Origin of the sequence: Lactobacillus porci (assembly GCF_009695985.1) — a bacterium.
In the GTDB taxonomy this organism is placed as follows: domain Bacteria; phylum Bacillota; class Bacilli; order Lactobacillales; family Lactobacillaceae; genus Lactobacillus; species Lactobacillus absianus.
In genome coordinates, this window is the sequence record NZ_VUMX01000001.1 from 48,391 (window position 1) to 66,306 (window position 17,916).

At 51.5% G+C, this 17,916-nt stretch carries 17 protein-coding genes; 15 read left to right on the forward strand and 2 right to left on the reverse strand.

Annotation, left to right across the window (positions count from 1 at the left end):
- The first annotated feature begins 7 nt into the window (after positions 1 to 7).
- From FYJ62_RS00275 to FYJ62_RS00295, 5 genes are all read left to right on the forward strand, one after another.
- Complete coding sequence (locus FYJ62_RS00275) at positions 8 to 259, forward strand: Veg family protein (RefSeq protein WP_154546791.1); 252 nt, start codon at positions 8 to 10, stop codon at positions 257 to 259.
- A gap of 105 nt (positions 260 to 364) precedes the next feature.
- Positions 365 to 1,195, forward strand: a complete 831-nt coding sequence (gene purR, locus FYJ62_RS00280) for a pur operon repressor (RefSeq protein WP_154546792.1) — start codon at positions 365 to 367, stop codon at positions 1,193 to 1,195.
- A gap of 44 nt (positions 1,196 to 1,239) precedes the next feature.
- Entirely contained in the window at positions 1,240 to 2,625 is a 1,386-nt protein-coding gene (glmU, locus tag FYJ62_RS00285; protein WP_154546793.1) for a bifunctional UDP-N-acetylglucosamine diphosphorylase/glucosamine-1-phosphate N-acetyltransferase GlmU, read from the forward strand.
- A gap of 430 nt (positions 2,626 to 3,055) precedes the next feature.
- Positions 3,056 to 4,132 (forward strand): hypothetical protein, encoded by a 1,077-nt coding sequence (locus FYJ62_RS00290; protein WP_229771795.1) that lies wholly within the window; start codon positions 3,056 to 3,058, stop codon positions 4,130 to 4,132.
- Between the two features lie 229 nt (positions 4,133 to 4,361).
- On the forward strand, positions 4,362 to 5,342 hold the full coding sequence (locus FYJ62_RS00295; protein ID WP_154546794.1) for a ribose-phosphate diphosphokinase: 981 nt from the start codon (positions 4,362 to 4,364) through the stop codon (positions 5,340 to 5,342).
- 60 nt (positions 5,343 to 5,402) lie between these two features.
- Here FYJ62_RS00295 and FYJ62_RS00300 read toward each other — a convergent pair whose 3' ends face one another.
- Positions 5,403 to 6,770, reverse strand: a complete 1,368-nt coding sequence (locus FYJ62_RS00300) for an HD domain-containing protein (RefSeq protein ID WP_154546795.1) — start codon at positions 6,768 to 6,770, stop codon at positions 5,403 to 5,405.
- Positions 6,771 to 6,914: 144 nt separating this feature from the next.
- Between FYJ62_RS00300 and FYJ62_RS00305 the strand changes: the two genes are divergently transcribed.
- From FYJ62_RS00305 to alr, 10 genes are all read left to right on the forward strand, one after another.
- A complete protein-coding gene (locus FYJ62_RS00305; protein ID WP_154546796.1) occupies positions 6,915 to 7,316 on the forward strand; it encodes a DUF1934 domain-containing protein in 402 nt (133 codons plus the stop codon).
- A gap of 45 nt (positions 7,317 to 7,361) precedes the next feature.
- Positions 7,362 to 7,958 (forward strand): DNA-directed RNA polymerase subunit delta, encoded by a 597-nt coding sequence (gene rpoE, locus FYJ62_RS00310; protein ID WP_206987823.1) that lies wholly within the window; start codon positions 7,362 to 7,364, stop codon positions 7,956 to 7,958.
- 122 nt (positions 7,959 to 8,080) lie between these two features.
- A complete protein-coding gene (locus FYJ62_RS00315; protein WP_154546798.1) occupies positions 8,081 to 9,700 on the forward strand; it encodes a CTP synthase in 1,620 nt (539 codons plus the stop codon).
- A 130-nt stretch (positions 9,701 to 9,830) separates the two neighbouring features.
- The gene (locus tag FYJ62_RS00320; protein WP_154546799.1) at positions 9,831 to 11,105 is read left to right on the forward strand and encodes a UDP-N-acetylglucosamine 1-carboxyvinyltransferase; all 1,275 of its coding nucleotides are present in this window, start codon (positions 9,831 to 9,833) and stop codon (positions 11,103 to 11,105) included.
- A gap of 139 nt (positions 11,106 to 11,244) precedes the next feature.
- Positions 11,245 to 12,123: a PPK2 family polyphosphate kinase gene (locus FYJ62_RS00325; RefSeq protein WP_154546800.1), complete on the forward strand. Its 879-nt coding sequence runs from the start codon at positions 11,245 to 11,247 to the stop codon at positions 12,121 to 12,123.
- Between the two features lie 128 nt (positions 12,124 to 12,251).
- Positions 12,252 to 12,503: a type B 50S ribosomal protein L31 gene (locus tag FYJ62_RS00330; protein ID WP_154546801.1), complete on the forward strand. Its 252-nt coding sequence runs from the start codon at positions 12,252 to 12,254 to the stop codon at positions 12,501 to 12,503.
- 128 nt (positions 12,504 to 12,631) lie between these two features.
- Positions 12,632 to 13,999, forward strand: a complete 1,368-nt coding sequence (locus tag FYJ62_RS00335; protein WP_154546802.1) for a UDP-N-acetylmuramoyl-tripeptide--D-alanyl-D-alanine ligase — start codon at positions 12,632 to 12,634, stop codon at positions 13,997 to 13,999.
- A 9-nt stretch (positions 14,000 to 14,008) separates the two neighbouring features.
- On the forward strand, positions 14,009 to 15,484 hold the full coding sequence (locus tag FYJ62_RS00340) for a DEAD/DEAH box helicase (protein WP_154546803.1): 1,476 nt from the start codon (positions 14,009 to 14,011) through the stop codon (positions 15,482 to 15,484).
- Between the two features lie 104 nt (positions 15,485 to 15,588).
- Complete coding sequence (gene acpS, locus FYJ62_RS00345) at positions 15,589 to 15,942, forward strand: holo-ACP synthase (RefSeq protein ID WP_154546804.1); 354 nt, start codon at positions 15,589 to 15,591, stop codon at positions 15,940 to 15,942.
- Between the two features lie 6 nt (positions 15,943 to 15,948).
- Positions 15,949 to 17,079, forward strand: a complete 1,131-nt coding sequence (alr, locus tag FYJ62_RS00350; protein ID WP_154546805.1) for an alanine racemase — start codon at positions 15,949 to 15,951, stop codon at positions 17,077 to 17,079.
- Between the two features lie 87 nt (positions 17,080 to 17,166).
- Here the strand turns inward: alr and cbpA are convergent, their stop codons facing one another.
- The gene (gene cbpA / locus FYJ62_RS00355; RefSeq protein ID WP_154546806.1) at positions 17,167 to 17,877 is read right to left on the reverse strand and encodes a cyclic di-AMP binding protein CbpA; all 711 of its coding nucleotides are present in this window, start codon (positions 17,875 to 17,877) and stop codon (positions 17,167 to 17,169) included.
- Positions 17,878 to 17,916: the final 39 nt, after the last annotated feature.

Sequence of the window (17,916 nt, forward strand, 5' to 3'; positions counted from 1 at the left end):
TCATTAATTGCCAGTAACTATTCAAACTATTAAGCAAAAGTTGGACGCCCACCTTGGTGAAGAACTGACGATTGTTGCCCAAGCGGGCCGCAAGAAAGTCACCAGAAGACGGGGCATTTTGAAAAACACCTTTCCAGCCGTATTCGTAGTTGCACTGGATCAGGACAGCAACAACTTCGAGCATGCTTCATACAGCTATACGGACGTTTTGACCAAGAATATCTTGATCGAATTCGATGATGAAGCAGCGGCTGAGTAAAAGCCGAATTTTTGCACTAACATTTCTGAAAAATGTTAGTGCTTTTTTTTGCCCTTTAGAGTATATTAGTATAAGTACAAAAACAGACATTAGGAAGGAAACAGAATGAAACGTTCAGAAAGATTAGTAGACATGACCAAGTTTTTGATGGAACGGCCACATACTCTGATTGCTCTGCCTTTCTTTGCTAAGCGCTATGGGGCCGCCAAGTCCTCAATCTCCGAAGACCTGGCCATCTTGAAGCATACCCTCGCGGCAAACGAAGACGGCATCTTGGAGACGGTCGCCGGCGCGGCAGGAGGGGTGCGCTACATTCCATTCCTGGGCCGCAAGCCAGCTGAGAAGTACTTAAAGGACCTGGCCAGCCGGATTCAAGACCCCACCCGGATTCTGCCTGGCGGCTTCGTGTACTTGTCCGACGTCTTGGGTGGCCCGCAGGACTTGGGCATGATTGGGAAGCTGATTGCCTCCCGCTACGCTTACTCAGACATTGAGGCGGTCATGACGGTGGAAACCAAGGGGATTTCTTTGGCCAATGCCGTTGCTGCCTACTTAAACGTCCCAGCCGTAACGGCCCGCAAGCGGTCAAAGGTTACGGAAGGGGCAACCGTTTCCGTCAACTACATGTCTTCTTCAACTTCACGCGTGGCCAAGATGGAGCTGCCAACCCGGGCCTTGCAAAAAGATACGAACGTTCTGATTGTGGACGACTTCATGAAGGGCGGCGGCACTTTGGATGGGATGCGGCAATTGGTTAAGGAATTCAACTGCAAGGTCGCCGGCGTCTGCGTGCTTTGCGAGACTGAATACGAAGCCGACCGCAAGATCAAGGACTACGTTTCTTTGATCAATATCGACGAAATTGACAGCGAAAAGGAATCAATCGTCGCTGAACCTGGGAACTTTTTGACCAGAACTGACTTTGACCGCTTCTAAATGTTACAATAGGTTGAGTTTATTGATTTAGAAGGTTATTTATCATGGAAAAATACGTTGTAGTTTTGGCTGCCGGCAAGGGCACCAGAATGAAATCAAAGCTGTACAAGGTTTTGCACAAGGTCTGCGGCAAGACCATGGTGGAACATGTCGTTGGCGCGGCCAGCGCTTTGAAGCCGGAAAAGATCGTGACCATCGTTGGCCATGGGGCTGAAGACGTGGAAAAGGTGCTGAAAGGCAAGTCTGAATTTGCCTTCCAGGAACAGCAATTGGGGACGGGGCATGCCGTAATGCAGGCTCAAGCCCAATTGGAAGGACTGGATGGGGCAACTCTGGTCGTAACTGGCGACACGCCGCTTTTTACCAGCGAGACTTTTGCCAAGCTGTTTGCCTACCATGAAGAAGAAGGCAACGCCGCGACCGTCTTGACTGCTGAAGCGCCAAACCCATTTGGCTATGGCAGAATCATCAGAGACGACCAAGGCAACGTGCTGCGGATCGTTGAGCAAAAGGACGGCAATCCTGAAGAGCTCAAGGTCAAGGAAATCAACACTGGCGTTTTCTGCTTTGACAACAAGAAACTGTGGGAAGCCCTGAAGCAGATTGGCAATGACAACGCCCAAGGCGAATACTACATTACTGATGTCATTGAAATCCTGCGCAAGCAAGGTGACAAGGTTGGTGCCTACAAGATGCCGGACTTCAGCGAAAGCCTTGGCGTCAACGACCGGGTAGCCTTGGCAGAAGCTACGCGGATCATGCAAGCCCGCATCAACAAGAAGCACATGGAAGACGGGGTAACCTTTATTGATCCAGCCACGGCCTACATTGACGCTGGCGTCAAGATTGGCAACGACACGGTGATTGAAGGCTGCGTAACCATCAAGGGCAACACCGAGATCGGTTCAGACTGCCTGATCACTTCCGGTTCCCGGATTATTGACAGCAAGATTGGCAATGGGGTAACCGTTACCTCATCAACTCTGGAAGAAGCCCAAATGGACGACAACACTGACGTTGGCCCTAACTCCCACCTGCGGCCAAAGGCAGTGATCCGCAAGGGCGCGCACCTGGGCAACTTCGTTGAAGTCAAGAAGGCTGAAATCGGCGAAAACACCAAGGTGGGCCACCTGACATACGTTGGCGACGCTACCTTGGGCAAGGACATCAACGTTGGCTGCGGGACCATCTTCTCCAACTTTGACGGGGTTAAGAAGTTCCACACCAATGTTGGCGACAAGTCCTTCATCGGTGCCGGCTCAACTTTGATCGCGCCAATCAATGTGGCTGACCACGCCTTCGTGGCCGCTGACTCAACGATTACCAAGGACGTTGGCCGCTATGAAATGGCCATCGCCCGCGGCCGTCAAGTCAACAAGGAAGACTACTGGCACAAGCTGCCGCTTTCTGAGTCTGACGACTGGAAATAATTGATCTTTTTTATTTAAAATGAAGATTATCCATAGTAATTTACGGATGGATACAATAACGGTCTTCCTGTGACTGACAGTCATGGAAGACCGTTTTTTCGTAATAATCCCCAACCGGGTCCAAAATCACGCGTTTCGTTTCAAAACTACTGCAGCCAAGGTCCAAATCGTTTTTTACAAATTCAGGAGCAATCTGCTTCGGCTTGTTCAAAGTCCGATCAATCTATTTTGGTTAAAAGCGCTTGTTGCAAAACGATTACAAAAGGGTTGAAAAACTAATTTTCTCAAGATAATGTATTCGCTTACAGCACTTAAGAAAGATTTAGTGTTTCTTTTTTAAACTTTAACAACTATTTTTTAGTCTCGAGGTGTATAATCGAACAGAAGTAAGGGTGTTGTATTTCAGACATACGAAGAGAGGTATTTTTCAATGAAACTTACAAAGAAGATTGCACTTGTTTCTGCATCACTGGCTTTGGGCATGGCTGCTCCAGCAGTTTTGGTTGCTGAAAACGCTAGCGTGACTCTGGCTGCGACTCAAGCAACTGCCGTTACGGTCACTAAGAAGACTGCTCCTTACTACCACAAGGACGGCTCAAAGTTCACCAAGGCTAAGCCTTACAAGTACGGCAAGTACTCCAGCGCTACTACTGGCAAGGGCGCAAACTACAAGGTAATCAAGACCGTTACTATCAAGGGGGCTAAGTATTACTACATCGGCAACGATGCTTATTTGAAGGGTTCAGACGTTAAGGTAACTGCAAGCAAGACTGTTAAGGCTGCTTCATCATCAAAGAAGACCTCAACTAAGACTGCGGCTAAGAAGACCACTTCAACTAAGACCTCAGCTAAGTCATCATCAAAGAAGACTGCAGCCAAGAAGACTTCAACTAAGAAGGCGGCCACTGCTAAGAAAGCTGCTGTCCCAGCTGGTACCGCAACCAATGTTACTTCCGTTACGGTAACTAAGAAGACTACTCCTTTCTATCACGCAGACGGCTCAAAGTTCACTAAGACCAACCCATACAAGTACGCTGGCTGGACTAGCACTGTAGCTTACAAGAACATTACCTTCAAGGTTTCCAAGGAATTGACCGTCAAGGGTGCCAAGTACTACTACATCGGCAACAACGCCTACCTGAAGGCTTCAGACGTTAAGGTAGCTTCAACCAAGAAGGCCGCAGCCAAGAAGACTACTTCAACCAAGAAGACCTCAACTAAGTCATCAAGCAAGACTTCATCAAAGAAGACTTCTACTAAGAAGGCAGCAAAGACGGTTGCAGCAGTCAAGGTAGCCAAGAAGACTGTTCCTTACTACCACAAGGACGGTTCAAAGTTCACCAAGGCTAAGCCTTACAAGTACAATGGCTGGAGCAGCACTGTAGCTTACAAGAACGTTAGCTACAACGTTGTAAAGACTGTTACTATCAAAGGCGCTAAGTACTACTACATCGGCAACGCCGCTTACTTGAAGGCTTCAGACGTTACGGTAACCAAGACTAAGTAATCCAAGAAAAGCTTTGACGCGAGTCAAGGCTTTTTTGGTGCCCGAAAACAGACGTTTTATTCTATCCATGCCAAAAATAAAAGCCTTTCCTGCTTTTTGGCCATGGCAAAGGCGGGAAGAGGGAAATTTTTTGCTTAAAAACTGAACACAAATGGCTTTTTTCCAACAAAAGAATGCTGGACTTTGTTAAAATAGAAGTTGGTAAATGCTGTTTTTTTCGGAGGAAATTATGTCTTACAAGGACAATATCAAGCTTTTTGCTCTTAATTCAAACAAGCCATTGGCTGAAAGAATCGCCAAGCGCATGGGTGTGAAGCTGTCAACTTCAAGCGTTGTTCGCTTCAGTGATGGCGAAATCCAAGTCAACATTGACGACTCAGTTCGTGGCAAGGACGTATTCTTGATTCAATCAACCAGTGCTCCAGTCAACGACAACTTGATGGAACTCTTGATCATGATCGACGCCGTTCGCCGGGCCAGCGCGGCTTCAGTCAACATCGTGCTGCCATACTACGGCTACGCTCGTCAAGACCGCAAGACCCGTGCCCGTGAACCAATCACTGCCAAGCTCGTTGCCGACATGATTCAAACCGCCGGGGCTGACCGCGTGCTGTCATTGGACCTGCACGCTCCACAAATTCAAGGCTTCTTCGACATCCCTGTCGACAACTTGATGGGCGCGCCGCTTTTGGCTGACTACTTCCTGAGCAACCACTTGGAAGAAGACGCGGTTGTCGTTTCACCAGACCACGGTGGCGTTACCCGTGCCCGCAAGCTGGCTGAATTCCTTGGCACGCCAATTGCCATCGTTGACAAGCGCCGTCCACGCGCCAACGTTGCTGAAGTCATGAACATCATCGGTGACGTTAAGGGCAAGCGCGCGATCCTGATCGACGACATGATCGATACTGCCGGCACCATCACCTTGGCTGCCCAAGCCTTGAAGGATGCCGGTGCAACCGAAGTCTACGCTTGCGCGACTCACGCCGTTTTGTCCGGCCCAGCGATCGACCGCTTGAACAACTCAGTAATCAAGCGCCTTGTTTTGACCGACTCAATTCAGCAGCCAGCCGAAAAGAACCTGGACAAGATGACTTTGGTTTCAGTTGGACCTTTGATGGGCGATGCCATCAAGCTGATCCTGGAACACAAGGCAATGAGCCCGTTGTTCGACACGCGTTACGACGCCAACAAGTACAAGGACCAATAAGCTTTCAGCTTTCAGAGTCTAAAAAACTACCAAGTTTCATAGAACTTGGTAGTTTTTCTTTTATTTGTTTTTCTTGCTTGGCCGGCGCAAGTAGTGCAGGGAGCCATTCTTGATGTACTTCTGGAATTCTTCGTAGATCGCGTCAAAAAGCTGGGTCTCATCCCCGCGGCTGAGCATGGCCGTCGGGAAGAAGAAGCGCTCGTCGCCCTGCAAGGTCCCGTTTAAGGCCTTGACCAGGGGGCTGAGGTGGGAAAGCTCAATCAAGGAGCCGTCGTCCTGCATGATCTCAATCTGGCTGTTGGCGTTCTTGCCCGTTGGCTTGTAGGCGTCATATGGCTCATCATAAGCGGAGTTGACGTCGGTGTAATAGTCCGGGTTGAAGCCTGCCTGCTTGATCAGGCGCTTGAGCTTGGGGATCAGGCCCTTGCTTTCCTCGTCGATTTTGACGCTGGCCAGGGGCTTGCGGAAAAGGTAGCGGCTGGCCAGGTCGGCTAAAATCGGGTCCTTGGACTGGGTCCACATGGAGAAGTTGGTCTCCATGACCCCGTCGTCCATTTTAAGGTAGTCGTCCAAGGTCCAGTCGCCTGCCAAAAAATGCGCCAGGCTGGGAGTGACTTCCAGCTCGCCTTTTTGGTAGAGCAGCTGGGCTCTTTCCAAAAGGTGGTGGAGGATGACTTCCATGGACCGGTTGACCCGGTGGTAGTAAATCTGCTGGTACATTTGGTAGCGGGAGACGATATAGTCTTCAACGGCATGCATCCCGTTAGCCGTAAAGCAGATCCCGTCCTTATATGGACGAATGACCCGGAAGACCCGGTCAAGGTCGAATTCCCCGTATGAGGCCCCGGTGAAGTAGGCGTCTCTAAGCAGGTAGTCCATCCGGTCAGCGTCAGCCTGGCTGGAGATCATCTTGACGACCTGGGGGTTGTTGTAGGTCTTGGCGATTACGCTGGCCACGGCTTCAGGGAAGCTGGGCGAGACCTGCCGCAGGGCTTGGTTGACCTCGGTGGAGGGGTCGGTGATGATCATCTGGCCGATTTTTTCATGGTTGGTGCCAAAAAGGTGCTCAAAGGTGTGAGAGTAAGGGCCGTGGCCGATGTCATGCAAGAGGCCGGCACATTGGACCAGGAGGTTCTCATCGCTGTTCCACAGCCCATCGCCAGGCACCTGGGACGGATACTTGTCCGTAAACAGGTTGGAAATGCGGCGGGCTAATTCATAAACGCCCAGATTGTGTTCAAAACGGGTGTGGGTTGCCCCGGGGAAAACGAACGCCGTTGGCCCCAGCTGCTTGATCCGGCGCATCCGCTGGAATTCTTTGGACCGGACGACGTCCAGAACCACTTGGGTTTCAAGATGGATGTAGCCGTGGACCGGGTCGCGGACGACGACTTCACGGGCCAACTTTGGACTGGTAAATTTAGGCAAAACAGGATCCTCCATTCTTAATTGTTTTTATTTTTCCAAAAACATATTAAAATATGTTCAGGAATATGCTATCTAAAATTATAGCAAAAGACCCTCCAGCCTGCTGAAGGGACTATTTGATTAAAGCGCGAAAGTTAGTGAAATATGAGTAAGAAAGTCAAGATCAACTTAACCAGCAAGATTACCCAAGCGGACCAAACTGAGACTATCCGCCAGGAGGCAGACGGGGAGCTGCGCGAAGACGGGGCCATCAAGCGGATTTTTTATGAGACGGAAAACGTACCGGTCAAGATGCTCGTCAAGGAGCAGGAGCTGCTGATCCGCCGAGGGAGCGATCGGGCCAACTTCTCCCAGATGCACTTTATCTTGGGCGAGAAAGGTCAGTGCAAGTACGTCGTCCAGGGCCGGCAAATGGATCTGGTGTCTGAGACCAAGCGGCTGGAATTCAAAGAAATTGCCGCTGGCCAGCAACTTGAAGTTGAATATGACCTGTTTAGTGGTGTAGACTTAATTGGTAGTTATGCCGTCTCGTTGATTTTTGCTTAAATGACGTGTAAAATAGATAAGATTAAATAGAGAGGACGCTCAACTGTGGGATTAGCTGATTTTAAAGACGTAGATCGCAACGAATTATCAATGATTGAAGTTGCGCACGCAATTTTGGAAGATCATGGCGAAAGAATGGCTTTTGCCGATATCGTAAACGAAGTACAACAATACTTGCACAAGAGTGATGAAGAAATTCGCGAACGCTTGCCACAATTTTACACGGACATGAACACCGATGGCCGCTTTATTTCCATGGGTGAAAACGTGTGGGCGCTGCGGACCTGGTTCAAGTACGAGGCGATCGACGAAGAAGTCGACCACCCAGAAGACGATGGCGATGAAGCCTCAACCCGCAAGCACCACAAGAAGGTCAACGCCTTCTTAGCAACGACTGAAGGCGACGACGTGATCGACTACGAAAACGACGACCCTGAAGATGAAGACATGGACAGCGTCGACGATGACGATGACACTGACGACGATGACGACAGTTCCGACGACAATTACGATGACGACTACAGTGATTACGACGATGACAGCGATGATGAAGACGAAGACTCACTGCCAGACGGAATTGAAGGCCAATTGTCCCAGCTTGACGATGACATGGACGACGAAGACGACGACAGCGACGAATAATTAATTATTGGGGTGGGCCCTTGACTTAAATGGCAAAAGCCGCTAATATTTTGCTTGGGCACCCTATGTGCGTTTAGCTCCCTGACCAAGGGAGCTTTTTATTTTTTTCAAAGGAGAGCTCAATGACAAAATATATCTTTGTGACAGGTGGCGTTGTTTCATCACTGGGGAAGGGGATCACGGCGTCAAGCATTGGCCGGTTGCTTAAAAACCGGGGCCTGAAGGTCACCATGCAAAAGTTTGACCCATACATCAACATCGACCCAGGGACGATGAACCCATACCAGCACGGTGAAGTCTTCGTCACCGATGACGGTACTGAAGCTGACCTTGACTTGGGCCACTATGAAAGACTGGTCGACGTTAGAACCAGCAAGTACTCCAACGTCACGACCGGTAAGATCTACCAAGAGGTCCTGATGCGCGAGCGCCGCGGCGACTACCACGGCGGCACTGTGCAAGTGATTCCGCACGTAACCAACATGATCAAGGAAAAGGTGATGCGGGCAGCGCAAATGACTGACACCGACGTCGTTATTTCCGAAATCGGCGGTACGGTTGGCGACATGGAATCAACTCCATTCATGGAAGCCATCCGGCAAATGCGCCGGGAAGTTGGGGCTGAAAACGTCATGTACGTTCACGTGACCTTCGTGCCATACCTGCGCGCGGCTAAGGAACTGAAATCCAAGCCAACCCAGCAGTCAGTAGCAACTTTGCGGTCAATCGGGATTCAGCCAAACATGCTGGTTCTGCGTTCAGAGATGGAAGTTCCACAGGAAATGAAGGACAAGATCTCAACCTTCACCGACGTGCCAGTCGACTACATCGTTGAATCGCTTGACGCGCCATCATTGTTTGACGTGCCGTTGTCATACCAGGAACAAGGCGTTGACCAAAAGATCGTCGACTTCCTGCACATCGACAGTCCTAAGCCAGTTGCTGACATGGACGAATGGCGCCGGATGGATGAGCGGGCAAAGAACCTGAAGCACAAGACCAAGATCACCCTGGTCGGCAAGTACGTTGAACTGGAAGATGCCTACATCTCAGTTACTGACGCCCTGCAGCACGCCGGCTACCTGTACAACACCAAGATCGAAGTTGAAAAGATCCAGGCGGAAGACATTACCAAGGACAATGTTGCTGACCTGCTCAAGGATACTCAAGGCTTGATCGTGCCTGGCGGTTTCGGGACCCGTGGCCTTGAAGGCATGATTTTGGCCATCCAATACGCGCGCGAGCATGACCTGCCATTCTTTGGGATCTGCCTGGGGATGCAGATGGCCAGCGTGGAATTCGCCCGCAACGTCCTGCACCTCAACGATGCCAACTCTGCCGAAGCTGAGCCAGACTGCGAAAACAACATCATTGACTTGATGGCTGACCAGCGCGACCAGGAAAAGATCGGCGGCACCTTGCGTCTGGGCCTTTACCCAGCCATGCTGAAGGCCGGCAGCAAGACCCGCGCCTGCTACGACAACCAGGACGTCATCCAAGAACGTCACCGTCACCGCTACGAGTTCAACAACAAGTACCGGGCTGCCTTTGAAAAGGCCGGCATGACCTTCAGCGGGGTTTCACCTGACAACCGCCTGGTTGAAATTATCGAATTGAGCGACAAGAAGTTCTTCATCGCCGCCCAATACCACCCAGAATTCCTGAGCAGACCTAACCGTCCAGAAGGCTTGTTCAAGGGCTTTATTGGGGCAGCCAGTGGTTTGCAGGTCGACAAGTTCTAATTTTTGTACGATAATAATATAAAGGATTGCAAGGGAAGAGCTAATCTCTTCTCTTGTTTTTTTAATGAATATCCATTAACATTATTATGATAATTTGACAATAAACAAAGAAAAGGACTTATTTTCCCAAATGAAGCAAATGATAATTCACGGAGGGAAACCCCTGCAGGGCGATATCTGGATTGGTGGGGCGAAGAACTCCACGGTTGCGCTGATTCCAGCCTCAATCTTGTCCCGTACCCCGGTAACCTTGGAATCCGTTCCAAGAATTGCTGACGTGGACAATTTGATGGACTTGCTGAGTGAAATGGACGTCCACTGTGACTTCCACGAAATGACGCTGCGCATCGACCCAACCGAGATCAAGATGAGCCCGTTACCTGCTGGGAAGATTAAGAGTTTGCGCGCTTCATACTACTTTATGGGTGCTCTGCTTGGTCGTTTCGGTAAAGCGATTGTTGGTTTCCCTGGCGGCGACGACATTGGTCCGCGTCCCATTGACCAACACATTATGGGTTTCCAAGCGCTGGGTGCAGACGTTAGATATGAAAATGAACAGATCGTAATCACGGCTCCTGAAGAAGGTCTGAAGGGTGCCGATATCCATTTGAAGATGGCCTCAGTTGGCGCCACGATGAACATCATCATGGCTTCCGTAACGGCCAGTGGCCGGACGGTGATTGAAAACGCCGCTAAGGAGCCGGAAATTATCGACCTGGCAACCTTCCTGAACAACATGGGGGCCAAGATCCGCGGGGCGGGGACTGATACCATCCGAATCGACGGGGTTGAGCGTCTTGAAGCCAAAGTGCCGCACACGATCATCCCTGACCGGATTGAAGCCGGGACCTACATTTCCATGGCTGCCTGCATCGGCAATGGCATTCGCATCCACAACATTATCGCGGAACACTTGGATGCCTTTTTGGCCAAGGTGGAAGAAATGGGCGTCGTTATCGATACTGATGAAGACTCGCTCTTTGTCTACCCAGCCGGCGAACTGAAGATGGTCCAGGTCCGCACCGGCACTTACCCAGGCTTCGCGACTGACCTGCAGCAGCCGATCACGCCGCTGCTGCTGACCGCGAAGACGGGCGAAGGGGTCATCATTGACCCGATCTACCCGAAGCGGAATCGGCACGTGCCTGAGCTGCAGAAGATGGGGGCCTCGATCAACGTCGTGGACAATATTATTTTGGTTCATCCAGGCAGCCAGCTGCACGCCGCAGTTGTGCATGCTGATGAAATCCGGGCCGGGGCCTGCTTGATGCTGACGGGCTTGATGGTTGAAGGCGAGACCGTTATCAACAATGCCGGCAACATTTTGCGGGGCTATGACCGGGTAGAGCAGAAGCTGCGCCAAATTGGGGCTGACGTCGAGATTCGCGACGTGCCTGACAAGTAAAAAGAACAAAAGCAAAACGATAAAACAAGGAAAGTTGGAGCAAATCCAGCTTTTTTTGTTCCCGCTGCCGGCTTTTGTTTTAAAATTAAGAAGACTAATTGCATATTTCGCTTTTTGCCGAGATGAGGAGGAAAAATAGATGTTGCTTAAGCCATTTGAATTGCCTGAAAACGTCAAGTTTACCGGCCCTGACCTGCGCTTGAAGACCCTACCGACCCATTTGGTCGACTCCAGCGCCCAGCTGGCTGCGATCAAGAAGGCTGTCCAGGCCAACGCCAAGGTCATCCGCAAGGCCCAAAAGAAGATGTATGCCGACAAGAAGTACGCGGTCTTGTGCGTCTTCCAGGCCATGGATGCCGGCGGCAAGGACAGCATGATTACCCACGTCTTTGAAGGGGTAGACCCGATCGGCTTTCAAACGGCCAATTTCAAGCAGCCAACCAGTGAAGAACTGACCCACGACTACCTGTGGCGGGTAGAAAAGCAGCTGCCGCCGCGCGGCTATTTGGGCGTGTTCAACCGGTCCCACTATGAAGACGTATTGGTTCAGCGCGTGCACCCGGAACTGGTCTTGAAGCAGGAATTGCCAGGCATCGTCAAGACCGCGGACGTGACGGAGGCCTTTTGGCAGCAGCGCTACAGCGACATCCGCTACTGGGAGGAATATCTGAACCGGCAAGGCTACCTGATTCTCAAGTTCTTCTTGAACATTTCCAAGGAAGAGCAGGCTTCCCGCTTCAAGGGCCGGCTGGCGGTGGAAAAGAAGAACTACAAGCTTTCAGCCAATGACGTCAAGGAGCGCGACTTCTGGCCGCAATACCAAGATGCCTATGAAAGAGCCATCAACAATACGGCAACGCCGGCCAACCCTTGGTACGTGATCCCGGCTGACGACAAGTGGTATTCCCGCTACCTGGTCTCCAACATTATTTCCCAGGCAATCAGCCAGCTGCCCCTGGATTACCCGGTTCTGGCTCCAGAAGAAAAGCAGCGGATCATTCAAGAATTGAAGTTCTAGTTTTTGGCTTTTTCGAGGGCACTTTTGCGCCAGGACCTTGTAAATGGCGGCGAAGGGTGTTATGATATTAGAGTTAATCGATTAATCTATGGCCTGAAAAATGGTTATGGCAAAGGAGTTATAGAATTATGAAACAAGGTATTCACCCAGATTATCAAGAAGTTTGCTTCATGGACTCAGCAACTGGCTTTAAGTTCGTTGCCGGCTCAACTTTGAAGCCGTCAGAAACTATCGAATTTGAAGGCGAGACTTACCCACTGGTTCGTGTTGAAGTTTCATCAGATTCTCACCCATTCTACACTGGCAAGCAAAAGTTTGCTGCAGCAGATGGTCGAATCGAACGTTTCAACAAGAAGTACGGCTTCAACAAGAAGAACTAATCGTTCTTTGCACTTTAAAAGCAGCCCGTCCGGGTTGCTTTTTTTATTGTAGGTGTTGAGTGTCTTGTATCAAACAAAGTATAATAGGTGACAGTGTAAATAGATTCTTAACTTAAGGAGTTTTAGGAATGAAGATGCAGCTGGCAGAAATTGCCCAAGCTTTAAATACAACTTGTGAAGGCAATGAAGAAACGGTAATCACTTCGGTCGCTTTTGACTCGCGCAAGATTACGGCGGGTGGCCTGTTCGTCCCAATCAAGGGTGAGCGCGACGGCCACGACTTCGTCGAAAGTGCGGTCAGCGCCGGGGCGAGCGCGACTTTGTGGGAGGCGGGTCACCCTGGCAAGCCGGACAATATCGCGGTTTTGGAAGTGCCTGACACATTGCGGGCCATGCAGGATTTAGCACGCTACTACCTGCAGAAGGTCAATCCCCTGGTCGTGGGCATCACTGGGTCCAACGGCAAGACGACGACCAAGGATATGATCGCGGCTGTTTTGTCCAAGCGCTTCAACGTTTACAAGACCCAAGCCAACTTTAACAACGAAATTGGCGTGCCAATGACGATTTTGGAAATGCAGCCAATTACGGAAATCCTGGTCCTGGAAATGGGCATGGACCGGGCCGGACAATTGCACGAACTGAGCAAGCTGGCCCGGCCAGACGTTGCCGTCATTACCATGATCGGCGAAGCCCACATTGAATTCTTTGGCAGCCGCGACAAGATCGCGGACTCCAAGATGGAGATTACCGACTTCCTGCAGGAAGACGGCGAGTTTATCTACAACGGCGATGAGCCGCTGCTGGTGGAAAGAGCCGGCAAGCTCAGCCAGGCCAAGGCTACTTTTGGCTTCGGCGACCAGGACACGGTTCACGCCACCAGCATGCACAGCTTCATGCACCACGCAACTTTTACCATCAACGACTCAGACCAGGAATTCAGCATTCCAATGATCGGCCGCCACAACGTATCTAACGCCATGGCTGCCATCTGCGTCGGCCGCCACTTTGGCGAAAGCGATGAAGAAATCGCGGCTGGCCTGGCCCACTTCGTGCCAACGGCCAACCGGATGGAATGGGAAAAGGGCGACTGCGGCGAAGACATCATGTCTGACATCTACAACTCCAACCCAACGGCCGTTAAGGCCGTCGTTGCCAGCTTCGGTCAGGTCGCGCCAAAGGAAGGCGGCAAGCGGATTGCCGTTTTGGCCGACATGCTGGAATTAGGCGCCAAATCCCATGAGCTGCACGCGGAATTGGCCCAAGACCTGGATCCGGAAAAGATCAACGTCCTTTACCTTTTCGGATCAGAAATGAAGTACTTGTACGAAGCCGTAAAAGACAAGTACCCGGAAGAAGACCTGCACTACTATCCAGAAGATGAGATGGACCACTTGATCGATGATCTGCGCAGCGACATTCACGAAAACGATATCGTCCTGCTCAAGGGCTCACACGGCATGCACCTGGAAAAAGTGCTCGACAGACTGAAATAGGAGAACAATTTGAAATTTACTGAATTAGGATTGAATGATGATTTGTTAAAGGCGATTAAGCGCTCAGGCTTTGAAGAGGCTACGCCAATTCAAGCCCAAACCATCCCTTTGGCTTTGGCCGGCGAAGACGTAATTGGCCAGGCCCAGACGGGGACTGGGAAGACGGCGGCTTTTGGCCTGCCGATCCTGCAGCAGCTGGACAAGAACCTGCATTCAATCCAGGCGATTATTATTGAGCCAACCCGGGAACTGGCCATCCAGACCCAGGAAGAGCTTTTCCGCTTAGGGCGCGATGAAAAAGCCCGCGTCCAGGTCGTTTACGGCGGGGCAGACATTGGCCGCCAGATCCGGGCCTTGAAGAACGTTCCGGAAATCTTGGTCGGCACTCCAGGCCGCCTGCTGGACCACTTGAAGCGCAAGACGATCAAGCTGGACCAGGTCAAGACAGTCGTTCTGGATGAAGCTGACGAAATGCTGGACATGGGCTTCATTCAAGATATCGAAAGCATTTTGTCCTACGCGGACAGTCGCAGCCAGACCCTGCTGTTCAGTGCTACCATGCCAAAGCCAATCCAGCGCCTGGGCGAAAAGTTCATGAATGACCCGAAGATCGTCAAGATCAAGGCCAAGGAACTGACGGCTGACCTGATCGACCAATACTTCGTCCGCGTGCGCGAAAGCGAAAAGTTCGACACCATGTGCCGGCTGATCGACGTGGAAAATCCTGATCTGGCCGTTGTCTTTGGCCGGACCAAGCGCCGGGTCGACGAATTGACCCGGGGGCTCTTGGCCCGCGGCTACAACGCTGCCGGCATCCACGGCGACTTGACCCAGGCCCGCCGGATGCAGGTGCTCAAGCGCTTCAAGGAAGGCAAGCTGGACATCCTGGTGGCCACCGACGTTGCGGCCCGCGGCTTGGACATTTCGGGCGTGACCCACGTCTATAACTATGACATTCCGCAAGACCCTGACTCTTACGTGCACCGGATCGGCAGAACCGGCCGGGCCGGCAAGAGCGGGATGAGCGTGACGTTCGTGACGCCGAATGAAGTCGGCTACATGCGGACCATCGAAGACCTGACCAAGAAGAAGATGTCTCCGCTTCGTCCGCCAACAGCCGCACAAGCCTTTGAAGGGCAGATGCAGCAGGCAGCAGTCAAGGTTGATGAGCTGCTTGCCAACGACTTGACCAAGTACTCTGAAGCAGCTGAGCAGCTGCTGGAGAACTACACGGCAGAAGACCTGGCCGCGGCCTTGTTGAAGGAATTGGCCAATGATGCTGACGTTCAAGTCAAGATTACGCCAGAAAAGCCGTTGCCATACCGCGGCAATCGCCGCCATGGCGGCAATGGCCATGGCAGCCACCGGGGCGACAACCACGGCCGCTATGGCAAGAACGCCCGCCGCAGCCGCAATTTTGACCGCAAGGGCCGGTCAGGCCACGGCAGCAAGCAGGGCTTCAAGATCCGGAACCGCAAGGGCTAAGGCTGAAATAAAGATGAATTTTATAAAAAGACCAAGCTTTTTGACTTGGTCTTTTTATTTAAAATTTGTAGATATATAATTTAGAAAGCGCACAAGGAGGAAAAATGATCAAGGGAATCGGCAATGACATCATCGAGATCGCCCGTTTTCAGGCCCTGGTGGCCAAGGGCGATGACTTCGCCAAAAAGGTCCTGACGCCAGCTGAATTTGCCCAGTACCAGCAGCTTAGCGACAAGCGCAAGGCTGAATATCTGGGCGGGCGCTGGGGGATCAAGGAGTCTTTTGCCAAAGCACTTGGAACTGGAATTGGCAAGGCCGTAGCCCTGCAGGACATTGAAACCCTGTGGGATGAAAACGGCGCCCCAGTGACCACGGTCAAGGGCTACCCGGGGAAGATTTTTTCCACGATCGCGCATGATAATCATGAAATCAGTACATTTGTTGTCCTGGAGGGATAAATAACGATGATTACGGCAGTTAACAGACCAGCAGCGCTCCACATTGATGTCGCCGCGATTAGAGAGAATACCGTCAATGCCAAGAAGCATTTAAAGCCGGGCCAGAAGCTCTTTTGCGTGGTCAAAGCCAACGCCTACGGGCATGGAGCCGTGGCTTTAGCACCAGTGATGGAGGAGGCCGGCGCTGACGGTTTCTGCGTGGCCATGCTGGATGAGGGGCTGGAATTGCGCCGGGCGCAAGTCGTCAAGCCAATCCTGGTCTTGGGCTTGCAGCCAGCAGCTGAGGCAGCCTTGGCCGCGGCCAATGACATTTCCCTACCGGTTTCCAGCTTGGAATGGCTTAAGGAAGCCGAACAGGTCCTGCGCAAGGAGGGGCTGCAGCTGAAGATCCACCTGGCCATCGACTCCGGCATGGGGCGGATCGGCTTCAGCGAAGACGAAGACTTCAAGCGGGTCAACGACTACCTGAAGGACAATGACGCTTTCTTCGTTGAAGGGATGTTTACCCACTTTGCTTCTGCCGACAGCGCCGACCACGCCTATTTTGACTACCAGGTCAAGCGCTTCAAGCACTTGCAAAGCCTCTTGACGGTCAAGCCAAAGTGGATTCATGTTGACAACACGGCGGCCAGCTTGTTTGAAAAGGACATCGACAGTGACCTGGTCCGTTTCGGGATCGGCCTCTATGGCTTGAACCCGTCTTCAGCTCCCGGCTCAGCCGATCTTGAGCCAGCCTTTGAGCTCAAGCCAGCCATGTCCTTTGTCAGTGAACTGACCTACGTCAAGCAGATTCACAAGGGCTATGGGGTTGGCTACGGGTCAACCCACATCGCCGAAGGCGATGAATGGATCGGAACGGTTCCAGTTGGCTACGCTGACGGCTGGATCCGCAAGTTCCAAGGCTTCAAGGTCAAGGTCGGCGACGTCTACTGTCCAATCGTGGGCCGGGTCTGCATGGACCAGTTTATGGTGCTTTTGCCAAAAGAAATGCCGGCTGGCACCAAGGTGGAACTGATCTCCAAGGATCCGGCAGCGCCAAACAGCCTGCGCAAGGCCGCGGACTGGCTGGACACCATCCACTACGAAGTGGCCTGCCTGTTCAACGACCGCTTGGCTCGGGTCTACGACAATAAGTAGGCTGAAAAATTGCGAAAATAACGAATTTCAAAGAAAAAAGTTTCAGGATCAGCTGATCCTGAAACTTTTGTTGTTTTGCTGGCTTTTTTAGTGCTTGTTGATTTCTTCGTTTAAGAAGACGCCAGGCTTTTCTTCGCTCATGATGTTCATGCCGGCAGCCAGGTCTTCGACGGCAACGACTGGGAAGTCCTTGGACTTGAGCTTCTTGCAGATAGCCTTCATCTGGGTTTCTGAAGTGCCTTGCGGCAGGGTGAACAAGGTGCGGCGGACGTACTTGCCGTTGTATTGGCCAGTCGGCGCGTCCAAAGTCATCGCCCCGGCCAGGTTGACGAACTTAGCGATGATCTTGCACATCTTGGCCAGGTTGCCGCTGTCGTTGGTTGACAAAACGGTCAAAACGTAAGCACCAGTCTTGACGTTCCAAGCGGATGACAGCATGTCCAGCAAGCGGGCGTGGGTCAAGATCCCATAGAAGCTGCCGTCAGTATCCAAAACGGAAATGTAAGGCAAGTCCTTGATCGTGAAGAAGACTTGGAAGAATGGGGCGTTGATCTTGATAGTCTTGGTGGCGTTCTTGAGCAGATAGGTAACTGGCAGGCTCATGTCGCCGCCTTGGGACTTGTGGCGGTAGATGTGCATCTTGTAGATGTTGCCGCGGAAGATCTTGCCGCTGTCATCCAAAATTGGCACGCAGCGGTAGCCAGAGCTTTCCAGAACCTTCAGGGCTTCTTCCAAGGTGGCGTGTTCGTTGACCGTCGTCAAATAATCTTTCTTGATCACCAATGATTTAATCAGCATAGGAGAACCTCCGGTAAAGTTGTCTAAATACTAATAGAT